Annotated in this window: 16 protein-coding genes; all 16 read left to right on the forward strand. The window is 56.5% G+C overall.

Going from position 1 to position 14,966, the window contains the following annotated elements; all coding sequences use genetic code 11:
• Nucleotides 1-16 precede the first annotated feature (16 nt).
• On the forward strand, nucleotides 17-469 hold the full coding sequence (gene fliJ, locus ONV78_RS11340) for a flagellar export protein FliJ (protein ID WP_216734957.1): 453 nt from the start codon (nucleotides 17-19) through the stop codon (nucleotides 467-469).
• A 276-nt stretch (nucleotides 470-745) separates the two neighbouring features.
• The gene (locus tag ONV78_RS11345; protein ID WP_011398930.1) at nucleotides 746-1,051 is read left to right on the forward strand and encodes an STAS domain-containing protein; all 306 of its coding nucleotides are present in this window, start codon (nucleotides 746-748) and stop codon (nucleotides 1,049-1,051) included.
• Between the two features lie 66 nt (nucleotides 1,052-1,117).
• Nucleotides 1,118-2,854 carry a SpoIIE family protein phosphatase gene (locus ONV78_RS11350; RefSeq protein WP_279503214.1) on the forward strand — a complete coding sequence of 579 codons (1,737 nt, stop codon included), beginning with the start codon at nucleotides 1,118-1,120 and terminating at the stop codon, nucleotides 2,852-2,854.
• Nucleotides 2,855-2,856: 2 nt separating this feature from the next.
• Entirely contained in the window at nucleotides 2,857-3,204 is a 348-nt protein-coding gene (locus ONV78_RS11355) for an Hpt domain-containing protein (protein ID WP_279503215.1), read from the forward strand.
• A 342-nt stretch (nucleotides 3,205-3,546) separates the two neighbouring features.
• Complete coding sequence (locus ONV78_RS11360; RefSeq protein ID WP_279503216.1) at nucleotides 3,547-4,596, forward strand: flagellar hook-length control protein FliK; 1,050 nt, start codon at nucleotides 3,547-3,549, stop codon at nucleotides 4,594-4,596.
• 102 nt (nucleotides 4,597-4,698) lie between these two features.
• Nucleotides 4,699-5,226, forward strand: a complete 528-nt coding sequence (locus tag ONV78_RS11365) for a flagellar basal body-associated FliL family protein (protein WP_279503217.1) — start codon at nucleotides 4,699-4,701, stop codon at nucleotides 5,224-5,226.
• A 136-nt stretch (nucleotides 5,227-5,362) separates the two neighbouring features.
• Complete coding sequence (fliM, locus tag ONV78_RS11370) at nucleotides 5,363-6,385, forward strand: flagellar motor switch protein FliM (RefSeq protein ID WP_216734952.1); 1,023 nt, start codon at nucleotides 5,363-5,365, stop codon at nucleotides 6,383-6,385.
• On the forward strand, nucleotides 6,349-6,867 hold the full coding sequence (gene fliN, locus ONV78_RS11375; RefSeq protein WP_216734951.1) for a flagellar motor switch protein FliN: 519 nt from the start codon (nucleotides 6,349-6,351) through the stop codon (nucleotides 6,865-6,867). Before fliM ends, fliN begins: the two co-directional genes overlap by 37 nt.
• A gap of 44 nt (nucleotides 6,868-6,911) precedes the next feature.
• On the forward strand, nucleotides 6,912-7,343 hold the full coding sequence (gene fliO / locus ONV78_RS11380) for a flagellar biosynthetic protein FliO (protein WP_279503218.1): 432 nt from the start codon (nucleotides 6,912-6,914) through the stop codon (nucleotides 7,341-7,343).
• On the forward strand, nucleotides 7,330-8,091 hold the full coding sequence (fliP, locus tag ONV78_RS11385) for a flagellar type III secretion system pore protein FliP (protein ID WP_279503219.1): 762 nt from the start codon (nucleotides 7,330-7,332) through the stop codon (nucleotides 8,089-8,091). The genes fliO and fliP overlap by 14 nt, the downstream gene beginning before the upstream one ends.
• A 24-nt stretch (nucleotides 8,092-8,115) precedes the next feature.
• Nucleotides 8,116-8,385, forward strand: coding sequence for a flagellar biosynthesis protein FliQ (gene fliQ, locus ONV78_RS11390; protein ID WP_216734948.1), 270 nt, complete (start codon nucleotides 8,116-8,118; stop codon nucleotides 8,383-8,385).
• 11 nt (nucleotides 8,386-8,396) lie between these two features.
• Complete coding sequence (gene fliR, locus ONV78_RS11395) at nucleotides 8,397-9,182, forward strand: flagellar biosynthetic protein FliR (protein ID WP_216734947.1); 786 nt, start codon at nucleotides 8,397-8,399, stop codon at nucleotides 9,180-9,182.
• Nucleotides 9,183-9,258: 76 nt separating this feature from the next.
• A complete protein-coding gene (gene flhB, locus ONV78_RS11400) occupies nucleotides 9,259-10,395 on the forward strand; it encodes a flagellar biosynthesis protein FlhB (protein ID WP_279503220.1) in 1,137 nt (378 codons plus the stop codon).
• A 107-nt stretch (nucleotides 10,396-10,502) separates the two neighbouring features.
• Nucleotides 10,503-12,671: a flagellar biosynthesis protein FlhA gene (gene flhA / locus ONV78_RS11405; protein ID WP_279503221.1), complete on the forward strand. Its 2,169-nt coding sequence runs from the start codon at nucleotides 10,503-10,505 to the stop codon at nucleotides 12,669-12,671.
• Nucleotides 12,672-12,707: 36 nt separating this feature from the next.
• Entirely contained in the window at nucleotides 12,708-14,006 is a 1,299-nt protein-coding gene (gene flhF / locus ONV78_RS11410; RefSeq protein ID WP_279503222.1) for a flagellar biosynthesis protein FlhF, read from the forward strand.
• A 56-nt stretch (nucleotides 14,007-14,062) separates the two neighbouring features.
• Complete coding sequence (locus tag ONV78_RS11415; RefSeq protein ID WP_127969110.1) at nucleotides 14,063-14,875, forward strand: MinD/ParA family protein; 813 nt, start codon at nucleotides 14,063-14,065, stop codon at nucleotides 14,873-14,875.
• Nucleotides 14,876-14,966 lie beyond the last annotated feature (91 nt).

The raw sequence follows: 14,966 nt of genomic DNA on the forward strand, positions 1-14,966 counted from the left end.
GTTCAGGTGCTTTAACGTGGCGGAGAAAAAGAAGTCGCAAAGGTTGTCGCTGGTGCTTGATCTGGCGGAGCGGGACGAGGAAAACGAGCGCAAGAAAATGGGCGAGATCCGACGCAGAGTGGAGCAGGCGGAAGGCAAGCTGGAGCAACTGGTCGCCTATCAGCGTGATTATCAGGATGAATTAAGGGGTACTCAAAACGGCGTACGTTCAGTGCGTCATATCCAAACCTATCATGTCTTCATCAGCAGGCTGGGCTCGGCTATCGAGCAGCAGCAACAGCAGTTATTGCTGTTGAAACAGCAGTTGTCGCAACAAACGGACGTGTGGCGGGCGGCGTATCAGAAAAAAAATAACATGCAGGACTTTATTGATCGCTGCAAAAAAGAGGAAGCCTATTACGAGGACAAGAAGCAACAGCGCAACCTGGACGATGCTGTCGGTCGACGCGCCTATCACAACAGACATTAAGATACGGTAGAAAAAGTTTTTTGGTTTTAGCGAGTTAGCTGAAACAGGCGGAAAATGTGCCTGAAAGTCAGTTTTTGGCTGTGGATAAATAGTGGCCAAGTGAATGAAAACTGGAAATTTAGTAAAAATCAGCTATTGATGAATTAGTAAGAATATGAGTATTGAAATTCACTGCGTACTATTCGTAATATCCTGAATTTCAAATAAAAAGAACACAGAATGGATCTAACCGATCCTGATGGTTTGATTAGGGGAGCGCCAACAGAAGGAGGCAATATGTCTATAACGACAAGCCGCTCTGACGATAATGCCGAACTGACTATTCGCATTAAAGGGCGATTTGATTTCAGTTCCCACCAGGAATTCAGGGATGCTTACGAAAACCCTGAGGGACCGTTCGAGCAGTACAAGATCGATATGACGGAGACGACGTATCTGGATAGCTCCGCCTTGGGGATGCTGTTGTTATTGCGGGATTATGCAGGCGGCGACAACGCTAAAATCTGCATCACGAACTGCAACAATGATGTCAGGAAGATATTGACGATTTCCAATTTTGAACAATTGTTTGTTATTCAATAAAGCGCCCGCAGTTTTCGGGCGCCTGAAACGGACTTTCCGCCATTTATGCGCCTTTCGGGTATTGCTATGAAACAATCCCTGGACTCAGAAATGGCCTCGTCCGTTCTCGGGTCCCAGAAAACGCTGAAAATTCTCATCGCCGACGACAATCAGTCGGATCGCATGATCCTGCAGAATATCGTCAAAAAGCAGGGACATGATACGGCGACGGCGGTGGATGGCGTCGACGCTATCGAGAAATTCTCCGAGTTCCGGCCGGACATTGTCCTGCTGGATGCCTTGATGCCCCGCATGGACGGCTTTGAGGCGGCGCGGAAAATCAAGTTGCTGGCCGGCGAAGACTTGATTCCCATTATTTTTCTCACCTCTCTCAGCGACGCGGAATCGCTCGCCAAATGCCTTGAGGCGGGCGGCGACGACTTTCTGTCAAAACCCTATAACCGCATTATCCTGCAAGCCAAGATCAACGCTTTCAACCGCATGCGGATCATGCATAAAACCCTGTTGCGGCAACGGGACCAGATCGCGGAACACAACGACCATATGGTGCGTGAGCAGCAGGTCGCCAAAACCGTGTTCGACAACGTGGCCCATGTGGGCTGCCTCGGCGCCAACAACATCAAACATTTGCTTTCGCCTCTGGCGGTTTTTAACGGCGACGTGTTGTTAGCCTGTCAGAAACCGTCCGGCGGCATGCACGTGCTGTTGGGAGATTTCACCGGCCATGGCTTGCCCGCGGCGATCGGCGCCATGCCGCTGGCGGAGATCTTCTATGGCATGACCAGCAAAGGCTATGCGCTGGGAGATATCCTCCGGGAAGTGAATCAGAAGCTGCGTAAAATCCTGCCGGTGGGCTTTTTCTGCTGCGCCTGTATGGCGGAGCTGAACTTCGAGCAGGAAGAAATCGAGATCTGGATCGGCGGTTTGCCGGATTGTTACCTGGTGCAGGGCGATCAGTTGCTCAAGGTCGCCTCCAACCGTTTACCCCTTGGCATTCTCAAAGGCGAAGCCTTCGACGCGCGCACCTATCGTTTTGAAATGAAGCATGGCGATCGGGTGTATTTGTGGTCGGACGGCATTGTCGAAGCGACCAACGCGAAGGGGGAGATGTTTGGCGAAAAACGTCTGCAGCAAGTCTTTGAGGATAATCTGCAGGAGCCGAACCTGTTTGAAAAAATCCGCCGCTCCGTGGTCGATTTCATGGGAGAGGGCGGTCCCAGCGACGATCTGACGCTGGTGGAGCTGACCATGATGCCGGAGAAGGAGCTGGGGATAGAGAACAACTATCTCACCAATACCGGCCTCAAAGGTCCGCAGCACTGGCGCATGGCCTATGAACTGTGCAGCGATTCCCTGGCGGTGTTTGACCCGGTGCCGCTGCTGTTGCAAATCGTCATGGAAGTGCCCGGCCTGCGCACGCGCAATGGCGAGATGTTCACCATTCTCAGCGAACTCTACACCAATGCTCTGGAGCATGGCGTGCTGGGCCTGCACTCCAAGCTCAAGGCCAGCCCGGATGGATTTGCGGAGTACTACCGTCTGCGCGAGGAGCGTATTCGTCAGCTGGATGGTCATTTCGTGAAGGTGGACGTGCGTCATAAAGGCGCGCTCGCCGGTGGCGTATTGACGATTCGCGTGGAAGACAGTGGAAAAGGCTTTGATTATCAGAAACTCGACGGTAAATTACCGGGTCCGACCTGTTATAGTGGTCGTGGCACAGCCCTGCTGCTCTCCATGTGCAGCCGCGTGGAGTACTTCGGTCAGGGCAACATCGTTGAAGTGGATTATGAGTGGCAAGCTTGAATATGAGTTCGAACGATCTGTCTCACCTTGATATGGGCGCCCTGGCGGAACTGCGGGAAGTAATGGAAGACGACTTTCAGATATTGGTGGAGACCTTTATCGGAGATACAATCGAACGTATGCGCGCCATTCGCGCGACGCTGGACTGCAATGACCCGGACGCATTCAGTCGCGGCTGTCACAGCATCAAAGGCAGCGCTACCAATCTGGGCTTGCCGGCGCTGTCCGAACTGTGTCGGCAAGGCGAGTTGATCGGCAAGTTCAAGCAAATGGAGAAAGCGCGGGAAGTGTTTGACTCCATCGAGCAGGAATTTGAAGTCGTACAGTCTTTATTACGGGAACAGGTGTAGCAGGCGCTGCATCGTCCCCGCCGGCGGTGTGAGTCGGTTGTTTGCGTTGAAATATCCCGCGTTTATTTTTTCCTCCTCTCTATCTTCTCTAAAAGGCTTTGATCCCGCTCTGGCGTAACTTGGCCTGATCTGTGCATTTATCCCTCAAAACAATGGTTTTGCCGCTTTCGCGACAGCGATTGCCGCGTTGGCGCTGGTGAGACCCGTTGCATCCGCAGGTAAGTTGTAACTTGGATTTGAGGACAGTAAATGGACAGCTCAGTGGCATTTATTGATATACCCAAAGTCGCGCCGAAATCGACTCCGAAGCCGTCAGGCAATCAGAGGGATGAGGCTAACGCTATGAATGATAAGGATGATCGCTTCTCTGAGGTGCTGGATCGGGAAGTCGCGGACAAGACAGACAAAGTGGATAAGAAAGACGTCAAAGCGGAAAAAGGCGATGAGAAAAAAGCGCCTGATGACGATAAGACATCGGAGGATGCAGTGGCTGTCGCCCAAGCAGCGCTGACGGATATAGATCAGACCGCGCCGCAGAGCGGAGTGAAATTGCCGTCAGGAGAGCAAACCTCAGTGGAAGGCGATGAAGAATCCATCAAGGCGATGGCCTTGGCTGAATTGTCGGGGGATAAAGAGGAAGGGGCGGATCCTACCGGACAAAATGCGCTGACGCCTCTGGCGCGGGCGGTGCACGACGCCGTTGATGGCGTTGATGGAGTCGAGGGCGATGAAGAGAAGGTGGGGGACAAAAAGGGCGGCGAACTGATCAAACTGACACAGGCGCTTGCCGCAAACGGCAATGGCGGCGAACAGGAAGCTGGCGCCGATGGCGAGACGCTGGACGCCGCGCTGCTGAAGCTGGCGGAGTCGCAGAGCGCGGCCAAGCCCAATGCCTTGCACGGAGTCGCCGCCAATATCCGAGCGGAATTCAAAGTCGATGCGGCCGCGCCGCCTTATGTCACTACACTGCAGCAACCGGTGCAGGGAGACGATTGGGGCGAGGGCATGGCGCAGAAAGTGGTCTGGTTCGTGGGACAGAAGATTCAATCCGCCAGCGTGCATCTGAATCCGCCGGAGTTGGGCCCCATCGAAATGAAAATTCATGTGCAGAAAGACCAGGCCCATGTACAGATTCAAAGCCCTCACGCCATCGTACGCGACATGGCGGAAGGCACGGCGCACCGGCTTCGGGAATTGCTGGCGGAGCAAGGCTTGCAGTTATCCCAGTTTGACGTCTCCAGTCAGCAGCAACAGACGGGAACCGGTAGCGGTCAGGAATCCGGCGGCGCCGATGGCGGACTGTTTGCCGGCGAAGGGGATGAAGACGGCGCAACTGTGGCGGGAATTGAGCAGGCGCTGGCCACGGATCGCATGGTGGATTATTACGTCTGATGGTTTTTCACTGAAAAATCAAAGGAATGAACTACACTTATCGACAAGGAGGCGGCGGCTTCCCCAGTGACCTGTTTATCTGTCGATGGTGGAAACTAAGTTATGGCGAAAGACAATAGTGGAGAAGGCGGCGAGGAGTCCGGCAAATCAGGCGGCATGAGCAAGAAGCTGCTCATTATCATCGTACTGATTCTGGTGATCGCCATTGGGGCCAGTGTGGGAGTGACCATGATGCTGCTCAAGTCTTCTCCCGATGAGGGCGGTGGAGATACTCCTGCTGAGGGCGGCGAACCTGCCGCGCCGGTGAAGGCGGAGGCTATCTATTACGACATGCGTCCGCCGCTGGTGGTCACTTTCGACTACAAAGGCAAACAACGATTCCTGCAGGCGAGCATCAGTCTGCTGACGCGTAACCAAGGCGTGCTGGACGGGGTGGAGTTGCACATGCCGGTGATTCGCAACCGCCTGATCAACCTGTACAGCGGCAAGGATTTCGAGGGCGTACAGACGGACCAGGGCCGGCAGGATCTGCTGTCGGAGTCGAAGGAAGTCATCAATACCGCCTTGAAGGAACAGGGCGTGAATGGAGAAATTGAGCAGGTGCTGTTCACCAATTTCGTGTTGCAGTAACCGCGGGCGCGATGTATCGAATCGCTGAGCTGAAACGCTGTCAGACCTGCAGGCGGGGCTTGTTATAGGCCCGTCTCAGGTGATAGAACTAGATGCATAACATTTCCTGTTAGACCCTGGGTCAAGGTGTAGGGCTGTGCAAGATTTATTATCTCAAGACGAAATTGATGCGCTCTTACATGGCGTGGACGATGGCGACGTCGACACCGAGGAGGATGTCGATGCGGCGGGGGTGCGCAGTTACGACCTGACCAGCCAGGACCGCATTGTCCGCGGTCGCATGCCGACCCTGGAGATGATCAACGAACGCTTCGCCCGCTATACCCGCATCAGTCTTTTCAACCTGTTGCGCCGCAATGCGGACGTGGCCTCCGGCGGCGTTCAGATCCTGAAGTTCGGGGAATATATTCATACGCTTTACGTGCCCACCAGTCTTAATCTGGTGAAGATTCGCCCCTTGCGCGGCACCGGCCTGTTTATCCTGGACGCCAAGCTGGTGTTCAAGCTGGTGGACAACTTTTTCGGCGGCGACGGCCGTCACGCCAAGATCGAAGGACGGGAATTCACGCCGACGGAAATCCGTATCGTACAGATGGTGCTGGAGCAGGTGTTCCATGACATGAAGGAAGCCTGGAATGCGGTGATGAAGGTGGACTTCGAATACGTCAACTCAGAAGTTAACCCGGCCATGGCGAACATCGTCAGTCCCAGCGAAGTGGTGGTGGTGAGCACTTTCCACATTGAACTGGACGGCGGCGGCGGAGACATGCACGTGGCCATGCCGTACTCCATGATCGAGCCCATTCGCGAAGTGCTCGACGCGGGCGTACAGAGCGACGTCGACGATGTCGACGAACGCTGGATCAGCGCTTTACAGCAGGACATCCTGGAAGCCAGGGTGCCGCTTAATGCCGCCGTGGTCAGACAAAAGATTTCTTTGCGCTCTCTGTCGAGGCTGAAGCCCGGAGACGTGATTCCGGTGGAGATGCCGGAAACCATTACGGTGACAGCGAACGGCGTGCCGATATTCATCGCCAAGGTAGGGCAGTGCAACGGCAATCTGGCGCTCAAGATTGTAGATAAGATTAAGCGGTCGGCGGCGACGCCGACGAAGGAGGCGCAATGGCTGAAGACGACGACAATAAAGAAAACGATTTAGACGATACGAAGTCTGAAGAAGAAGCGCTGGCGGACGAGTGGGCTGCTGCGCTGGGTGAACAGGAAGCGACTGAAGCTGAAGGCGACAGAGAGGATGAATGGGCCGCCGCGATGGCGGAGGCTGAGAGTGCGGAGGCGAAAGGAAAAGCCGCTGATGACGACATCCGCGCCGCGTCGTTCGAAACCTTTGACGAGACGCTCCCAACCAGCGCGCCGGGGGCGCCGGATCTGGATGTGATTCTGGATATTCCGGTCACCATTTCCATGGAAGTCGGCAATACCCAGATCGCCATTCGCAACCTGCTGCAGCTCAACCAGGGGTCGGTGATCGAGCTGGACCGTCTGGCCGGGGAGCCTTTGGACGTGTTGGTCAACGGCACATTGATCGCCCATGGCGAGGTGGTGATGGTCAACGAAAAATTCGGCATTCGTCTGACGGACGTCATCAGTCCTTCCGAACGCATCAAGAAGCTGCGGGGGTAGGGTTGAAACGTACTGGACTTAACTTAACTGCGCTAGGCGTCGCCATGACCACGACCCTGTGGTTGTGGGCGCCGGGACTGGCGCGGGCGGCGGAGGAAGCCGCCGCCAAGAAACCGGTGGCGGGCGTGGAGGCGGGACAGCTGCTGCAAGTCGGCGGCGCGCTGGTGCTGGTGCTGGCGCTGATCGGCGGAGCCGCCTGGATGATGCGCCGCTTCACCGGTCTGGCCCCGCAACAACATCAACATCTGAAAATGCTGGCGGTGTTGCCCGTGGGGACCCGTGAGCGCATCGCGTTATTGCAGGTCGGCGATCGTCAAATAATCGTCGGCATTACTCAACATCAAATCACCAACCTGCTCACATTGGACGAGCCGCTAGAACTGTCGCCACATAGCGGCGAGTTTGCACGGAAGTTGCAGAGCCTTTTGCGTCGTACTGAAAACGAAGCAAAAGGCGAAGCGAATGGCGCGCAATAGGGTCCTGCGGTTAACTTACCTGATCTTGTTTTTGATGCTTCCTGGAGTCGCCTGGTCGGCCCAGGACGCTATCTTGCCAGCAGTCAAGCTGGTGACCAACCCGGACGGCACGCAGGAATATTCCGTCACCCTGCAAATTCTCGCGCTGATGACGGCGCTGACCTTTATCCCCGCTTTCCTGATGATGATGACGTCTTTCACCCGCATCATCATTGTTTTCTCCATCCTGCGTCAGGCGCTGGGGCTGCAACAAGCGCCTTCCAACCAGATTCTGGTGGGCATCGCACTGTTCCTGACTTTTTTCATCATGGGGCCGACGTTTAAGCAGGCCAATGAAATGGCGCTGCAGCCTTATCTCGCCGAGAAACTGACAGCGCAGGAAGCGGTGGCCAAGGCCAGCGAACCTTTCCGCGAGTTCATGCTGCGTCAGACCCGCGAGAGCGATCTGGGTTTGTTTATTCGACTGGCGGGGGATGAGAACAAATACGCTAACCCGGAAGAAGTGCCGTTCACGATTCTGATGCCGGCGTTTGTCACTAGTGAGCTGAAAACCGCATTTCAGATCGGCTTTCTGATTTTTATTCCCTTTCTGATTATCGACATGGTGGTGGCCAGCGTTTTGATGGCCATGGGGATGATGATGCTATCGCCGATCATCATCTCGCTGCCGTTCAAAATCATGCTGTTCGTACTGGTGGATGGATGGGCCCTGATCATGGGCACTCTGGCCGCCAGTTTCGGGGTTTAGCCCGGTCAACCGAGGAGAACGCTTATGACGCCTGAAGTGGTGCTGGATATTTTTCGCGAGGCCTTATGGTTGATCGTCACGCTGGTGACGCTGATCGTGGCGCCGAGTCTGGTGGTCGGTCTGATCGTCAGCGTTTTTCAGGCGGCGACGCAGATTAACGAACAGACCCTGAGCTTCCTGCCTCGTCTGCTGGTGACCTTGATCGTGATCATTATCGCCGGCCCCTGGATGCTGACGCAGTTGATGGAGTACACCGACATGCTCATCACCAGCATCCCTGACGTCATCGGTTAGGGAGCCGTACGGTGTTTGAGTGGACGGACGAACAGATCGGCGCCTGGATGGGCATGCATCTGTGGCCATTGTTTCGCATCTCCAGCTTCATGATGACGACGCCGATTCTGGGCACGCAAATCGTGCCTGCCCGCGTACGGCTGACGCTGGCGCTGCTGATGACGATTCTGATCGTGCCCTCGTTGCCGCCAGTCCCGGAAGTAGACCCGCTATCCGTCAGCTCGGTGGCGATCATTATTCAGCAAGTGCTGATCGGGCTGGCCATGGGCTTCGCCGTGCTGCTGCTGTTCCAGTTGTTCGTAGTGACCGGTCAAATGGTGGCGATGAACATGGGATTGGGCTTCGCGTCCATGGTGGACCCGACCAACGGCATCACCGTGACCGCATTGAGCCAGTTTTATCTGATGTTGGTGACCCTGTTGTTTCTCGCCATGGGCGGCCATTTGGTGATGTTCGAGGCGGTGGTGGAAAGCTTCCGCTTTTTACCCATCTCGGCGCAGGAGGTGGACGCATGGTCCTGGTGGTATCTGGCCTCGCGCATCAGTTGGATGTTCGCCAGCGCGTTGATGATCGCCTTGCCGGCGGTGACCGCGCTGCTGATCGTGAATATTTCCTTTGGCGTAATGACCCGGGCGGCGCCGCAAATGAATATTTTTTCCATCGGCTTTCCGATGACGGTGCTGTTTGGTCTGGTGGTGTTCTGGATCAGCATTGGCGGCATCATGCCCCAGTTCACCGTGTTGAGTGAGAACACCTTTGATTTCATGCAGGTCATGCTGCAGCCGACGCCGCCCTGATAAGGCGGCGCTGGCCCAGGACAGAAGACGATTGCGCAGGACGCCTGAACCCGAAGTAAAACGAGTGTGACGGACGATGGCCGACAACGACACCAGTCAGGAAAAAACCGAAGAACCCACCCCCCGAAAGATTGAGAAAGCCCGGGAGGAGGGACAGATTCCCCGTTCCCGCGAGCTGAACACCACGGCGGTGTTGCTGGCGGGAGCGGTTGGTCTTCTGGTGTTTGGAACGACTATCGCCAAGGCGCTGGAAGGTGTCTTTCGCGCCAGCTTTACGTTAACCCGGGAAGAAGTGTTTGATGCCCATCAGCCGATGATTCATCTCGGCATGGCGGCGTTGGATATGGCGATCGCTCTGGCGCCCTTCATGCTGGTGCTGCTGGTTGCGTCTCTGCTGGGGCCTATTGCGTTAGGCGGCTGGATGATGAGCGGCAAAGCGGCGGCGCCGAAATTCAGTCGCATCAACCCGCTGGAAGGCCTGAAGCGGATGTTTTCGCTGAAGTCCCTGATGGAGTTGATCAAAGGCATCGCCAAGACGCTGGTGGTGGGCGGTGTGGCGCTCATAATTCTGAATCACTCCATACCGGATCTGTTGGCGATGGGAGCGGAGGATACGACAGTGAGCATGGCCCATGCCTGCAAGTTGCTGGCGTGGAGTTTCCTGTTTCTGGCCAGCTCCATGATCCTGATCGCCATGGTGGACGTGCCTTTTCAGATCTACGACCACCAGAAGAATCTGCGTATGACCATGCAAGAGATCAAGGACGAATACAAGGACACGGAAGGCAAGCCGGAAGTGAAGCGACGGGTGCGGGAAGTGCAATACGAGATGAGCCGCCGTCGCATGCTGCAGGATGTGCCCAAGGCGGATGTGGTCATCACCAACCCGACTCACTACTCCGTGGCGCTGAAGTATGACGCCAAGAAAATGGCGGCCCCCATCGTGCTGGCCAAAGGCGCAGATCACATGGCCATGAAAATCCGTGAAATCGCCAGGGCGCACAAGGTTGAGCTGGTCTCGGCGCCGCCTTTGACCCGCTCCATCTACCACCACTCGGAAGTGGGGGACGAAATTCCTTCCGGTCTGTATCTCGCCGTAGCGCAGGTGCTGGCGTATGTCTTTCAACTGCGTCGTTATCGCGGCGGCTACGGTAAGAAGCCCCAGGGCATGCCTGACTTCAAGATACCTTCCCATCTGCGCCGGGATCAGTGAGTTGCGTTAACCGCTGTCCGGCGTCGCTTTTCCATAGAGCGGCACAGTTCCTGCAGACACACTAGGGAAACGGTTTTTTCCGTCAACCTTTTGTCGTTTGGAGTGTTATGGAACGAGCTGCCGCGATCAACAACCTGAAGGCCCTGACCCACGGCAACCTGGGTATCCCGGTGCTTCTGATGGTGTTGTTGGGCATGATGACGTTGCCGGTGCCGCCGTTCCTGCTCGACGTCTTCTTTACCTTCAATATCGCCTTATCGCTAGTCATTCTGCTGGTGTGCGTGTACGCCATGCGTCCCATGGAGTTCGCCATATTCCCGACTGTGCTGCTGGTGGCGACCTTATTGCGTCTGGCTCTGAACGTCGCTTCCACACGTGTGGTGCTGCTGGAAGGTCATGAAGGCGGCGATGCGGCGGGTAAAGTTATCCAGTCTTTCGGTGAAGTGCTGATCGGCGGCAACTACGCCGTTGGTCTGGTGGTGTTCGCCATTCTGATGATTATCAACTTCGTGGTGGTCACCAAAGGCGCGGGACGCGTCTCTGAAGTGAGCGCACGCTTTACCTTGGACGCCATGCCTGGCAAGCAGATGGCGATCGATGCGGATCTGAATGCAGGCATTATCAACCAGGACGAAGCCAAAGCGCGTCGGGCGGAAGTGTCTCAAGAGGCTGATTTCTACGGGTCCATGGACGGCGCCAGTAAATTCGTTCGCGGCGACGCCGTCGCAGGTCTGCTGATTCTGGCTATCAACCTGATCGGCGGTCTCGCCATCGGCATCATGCAGCACGATCTGGAGTTTAACGACGCCGTTCAGAAATATGCGCTGCTGACGATCGGTGACGGTCTGGTGGCGCAGATTCCTTCACTGCTGCTCAGCACCGCGGCGGCCATCATGGTCACCCGCGTCAGCACTCAGCAGGATATGTCCAGCCAGGTCATCAACCAGTTGTTTGGCTCCCCCCGGGCGCTGGCCATTGTCGCCGTCGTTATGTTCATCATGGGCGTAATTCCAGGCATGCCGCACATGGCGTTTCTGGGGTTGGCGTCGGTGTTTGGCGCGGCGGCGTATTTCATGTGGAAACGCCAGCAGCAGTCGGAAGTGGTGGACGAAGGCGTCACGCCTGCGCCCAGACGCCCAGGCGCGCCGCCGCAACCCGGCGGCGGACCCGCACTGGCGCCTGGCGAGAGCGCGCCGGCGGTGCGTGGACCCGAGACCAAAGAACTGGGCTGGGACGACGTGGCCAGCGTGGATATCGTTGGTCTGGAAGTGGGTTACCGCCTGATTCCACTGGTGGACAAGTCGCAAGGCGGACAGTTGCTGGCCCGTATCAAGGGCGTGCGTAAAAAACTGTCGCAGGAACTGGGCTTTCTCATGCCCTCCGTGCACATCCGCGACAACCTGGATTTAATGCCGAACTTTTACCGCATCACCCTGATGGGGGTCACTATCGCGGAAGCGGAAATTCATCCGGATCGGGAAATGGCCATCAATCCCGGTCAGGTCTTCGGCAAGCTGGACGGCATTCAGACCAAAGACCCGGCTTTTGGCCTGGAGGCGGTGTGGATTGATCCGTCCCAGAAAGAACAGGCGCAGACGCTGGGCTACACCGTGGTGGATTCCAGCACCGTCGTGGCGACGCACCTGAATCAGGTGCTCAGCCGTCACGCCTATGAACTAATCGGCCATGAAGAAGTGCAACAGTGGCTGGAGCAGCTGGGCAAGAAGGCGGCGAAACTGGCGGAAGAGCTGGTTCCCAACACCGTTTCGCTCAGCACCCTGTTGAAGGTGCTGCAGAATCTGTTGCAGGAAGATGTGCCGGTGCGGGATATGCGCAGCATTGCGGAGGCCATCGTCAACTTTACGCCGAAGACTCAGGACGCCGGTATTTTGACGGCGGCGGTGAGGGCGTCGCTGCGTCGTCTGATCGTCCAGAACATAGTAGGGGCGGAGCCTGAGCTGCCTGTTATCACTCTGGACCCAGGGTTGGAACAATTACTGCTTAAATCTATGCAACAAGCGCAACAGGCCGGCGGCATGGATGACATCGGTCTGATTTTGGAGCCGAGCATGATGGAAAAACTGCAACGCTCGCTGGCGGAAGCAGCGCAGCGTCAGGAAATGCTCGGTAAAGCGGCGGTCTTGCTGGTGTCCAACAGCCTGCGTCCGGTTCTGGCGCGGTTCATCAGACTCAGCGTGGAGCGCATGCATGTCCTGGCTTATCAGGAAGTGCCGGACAACAAACAAATCACCATCGTGGCGACAATCAGTGGGTAATCCCGTGCGGGCTCGTGGAGCCGGGAGACTAACATTATGAAAGTGAAACGTTTTTTTGCAGCGTCAATGCAACAGGCTTTAAAGGATATCCGTGAAGATCTCGGCGCGGACGCCGTCATTCTGTCCACCAGTAAAACGGGGGATGGCGTGGAGGTGATCTGTGCGCTGGATTATAACGAGGACGATCAGCGCAGCAGCATGCCTGAGCAGGAAGGCCCACGCCCGACGCCCTCTGCGGTGGCCCGGGAGACGGCGGATCGCCACCGTCGCCTGGAGGATGAAATGTCGCGGGTGCGCGACCGGCTGGAAACGCTGAAAAGCAACGCCAGGCCCAAAGCGGAGCCTGCGCCGGCTTTTGCCGCTGCAGAACCGGCGGCGACGGCTTCCCGGCAAATCGGCGCCGGAGAGCCGGAAACCTCACGTATGCTGGCGGAAATGCGCGAAGAGATCATGCAGCTTAAAAGCATCATGCGTCAGCCTGTCGCCGCCGCGCATCCGGAAGAAAATCCCGGCCATCGCGAGCTGATCGAGCGCATGCAGGAAATGGGTATCTTCCGTGAGCTGCAAAACGCGCTCACCGCCAAGGCGGACCCGCGTAAAGGCGCGCAAGAACAATGGCGCAACCTGATGGCGCGTCTGGCGCATGGTTTGAAGGCGGAAAATGAAGAACTGATTCATCAGCGCGGAGTCTGCGCGCTGCTGGGGCCGACCGGCTCCGGCAAAACCACCACCCTCGCCAAACTGGCGGCGCGTTTCGTGGTTCACTACGGCGCCGAAAAACTGGCGCTGGTCACCACCGATCGTTTCCGGGTGGCCAGTCAGCAGCAATTGCAGTCCTTTGGACGCTTGCTGAATGTGCCGGTGTACGTGGTGGATGAAGAGAACAGCCTGGACGATCTGCTTGACCGTCTCGCCAACAAACGTCTGGTGCTGGTGGACACCGCCGGATTGACGCCCCAGGACCCGAATTGGGAGCGTCAGCAGAAAGACCTGAAAGTGACTCGTCACCGCATCAGAAATTATCTTGTATTGTCGGCAGTTAACCAACCGCAGGTCATGAAATCCACCTATCATTACTATAAGATGTTGGGGCTTTCCGGCTGTATCATGACCAAACTGGATGAAGCGTTCAGTCTGGGTGAAGTGTTGAGCATGGCCATCCTGAACCGGCTTCCGGTCGCCTATGTCACCGACGGACAGAAAATACCCGATGACATTCATCCGGCGAAAGCGCATGCCCTGGTGGCGCGCGCGGACGCTTTGTGGCGGCGGACCCGGCGGGAGACCGAACAAACTAATAACACCAGTCGCTTCGCTGCGGAACTGGTGGTCTAAACTATTGAGTGCGGGGTCAACGCCGCGCCGTCTAATAACAGGAGATATCTACCGGTATGAGTAAAGTACATCCGGTTCAAGTTATTGCAGTCACCGGAGGAAAGGGGGGTGTCGGCAAGAGCAATGTTTCCATAAATCTGTCCCTCGCGTTAGCGGACCTGGGACGTCGCGTCGTGCTGCTGGATGCGGACCTCGGACTGGCGAATATTGATGTGTTGCTCGGCGTCACCGCCTCGCGCAATATCGGGGATGTGCTGGCGGGGGATTGCACCCTGCGGGAAGTCATGATCGAAGGGCCGGGGGGGATAAAGATCGTCCCGGCGTCATCCGGCACCCAGCATCTTACTCATCTGTCTCCTCTTGAACATGCGGGTCTGATCAACGCCTTCAGCGACATCAGCGACGACCTGGACGTGCTGGTGATCGACACGGCGGCGGGTATCTCCGAACAAGTGCTTTCCTTCGTGCGCGCGGCCCAGGAAGCCCTGGTGGTGGTGTGCGACGAGCCCACCTCCATTACTGACGCCTATGCCGTCATCAAACTGCTCAACAAGAACCACGATATGTACCGTTTTCGGGTGCTCGCCAACATGGTTCGCTCCGAGCAGGAAGGGCGGCATTTGTTCGGTAAATTATCCAAGGTCACCGAACGCTTTTTGGAAGTTGCGCTACAATATGTAGGAAGCATTCCATTCGACGAAGCCGTACGCAAATCGGTGCAACGGCAACGTCCTGTGTACGAAGCCTATCCGCGCGCCAAAGCGTCGTTGGCGTACCGCCAGCTGGCGCAAAAAGTGGACAACTGGCCTTTGCCGACGGCGCCGAGAGGCAATTTGGAATTCTTTGTGGAGCGTCTGGTGCACAGTTAGACACGTGCCGGACGGAATGCGAGGGCTCGCCCGGCGGCTATATCCCGGGCGCTTGCGATAAGGCGTGATGGCTGCGCCGGACATATCCTCA

The sequence above is a fragment of the Hahella sp. CR1 genome, from assembly GCF_029813005.1.
Lineage (GTDB): Bacteria > Pseudomonadota > Gammaproteobacteria > Pseudomonadales > Oleiphilaceae > Hahella.

Coding starts and splice junctions, on each gene's coding strand:
- ONV78_RS11345 (WP_011398930.1), top strand. CDS start 746: ATGTCTATAACGACAAGCCGCTCTGACGATAATGCCGAACTGACTATT.
- ONV78_RS11350 (WP_279503214.1), top strand. CDS start 1,118: ATGAAACAATCCCTGGACTCAGAAATGGCCTCGTCCGTTCTCGGGTCC.
- ONV78_RS11355 (WP_279503215.1), top strand. CDS start 2,857: ATGAGTTCGAACGATCTGTCTCACCTTGATATGGGCGCCCTGGCGGAA.
- ONV78_RS11360 (WP_279503216.1), top strand. CDS start 3,547: ATGAATGATAAGGATGATCGCTTCTCTGAGGTGCTGGATCGGGAAGTC.
- ONV78_RS11365 (WP_279503217.1), top strand. CDS start 4,699: ATGGCGAAAGACAATAGTGGAGAAGGCGGCGAGGAGTCCGGCAAATCA.
- fliN (WP_216734951.1), top strand. CDS start 6,349: ATGGCTGAAGACGACGACAATAAAGAAAACGATTTAGACGATACGAAG.
- fliO (WP_279503218.1), top strand. CDS start 6,912: ATGACCACGACCCTGTGGTTGTGGGCGCCGGGACTGGCGCGGGCGGCG.
- fliP (WP_279503219.1), top strand. CDS start 7,330: ATGGCGCGCAATAGGGTCCTGCGGTTAACTTACCTGATCTTGTTTTTG.
- fliQ (WP_216734948.1), top strand. CDS start 8,116: ATGACGCCTGAAGTGGTGCTGGATATTTTTCGCGAGGCCTTATGGTTG.
- flhB (WP_279503220.1), top strand. CDS start 9,259: ATGGCCGACAACGACACCAGTCAGGAAAAAACCGAAGAACCCACCCCC.
- flhA (WP_279503221.1), top strand. CDS start 10,503: ATGGAACGAGCTGCCGCGATCAACAACCTGAAGGCCCTGACCCACGGC.
- flhF (WP_279503222.1), top strand. CDS start 12,708: ATGAAAGTGAAACGTTTTTTTGCAGCGTCAATGCAACAGGCTTTAAAG.
- ONV78_RS11415 (WP_127969110.1), top strand. CDS start 14,063: ATGAGTAAAGTACATCCGGTTCAAGTTATTGCAGTCACCGGAGGAAAG.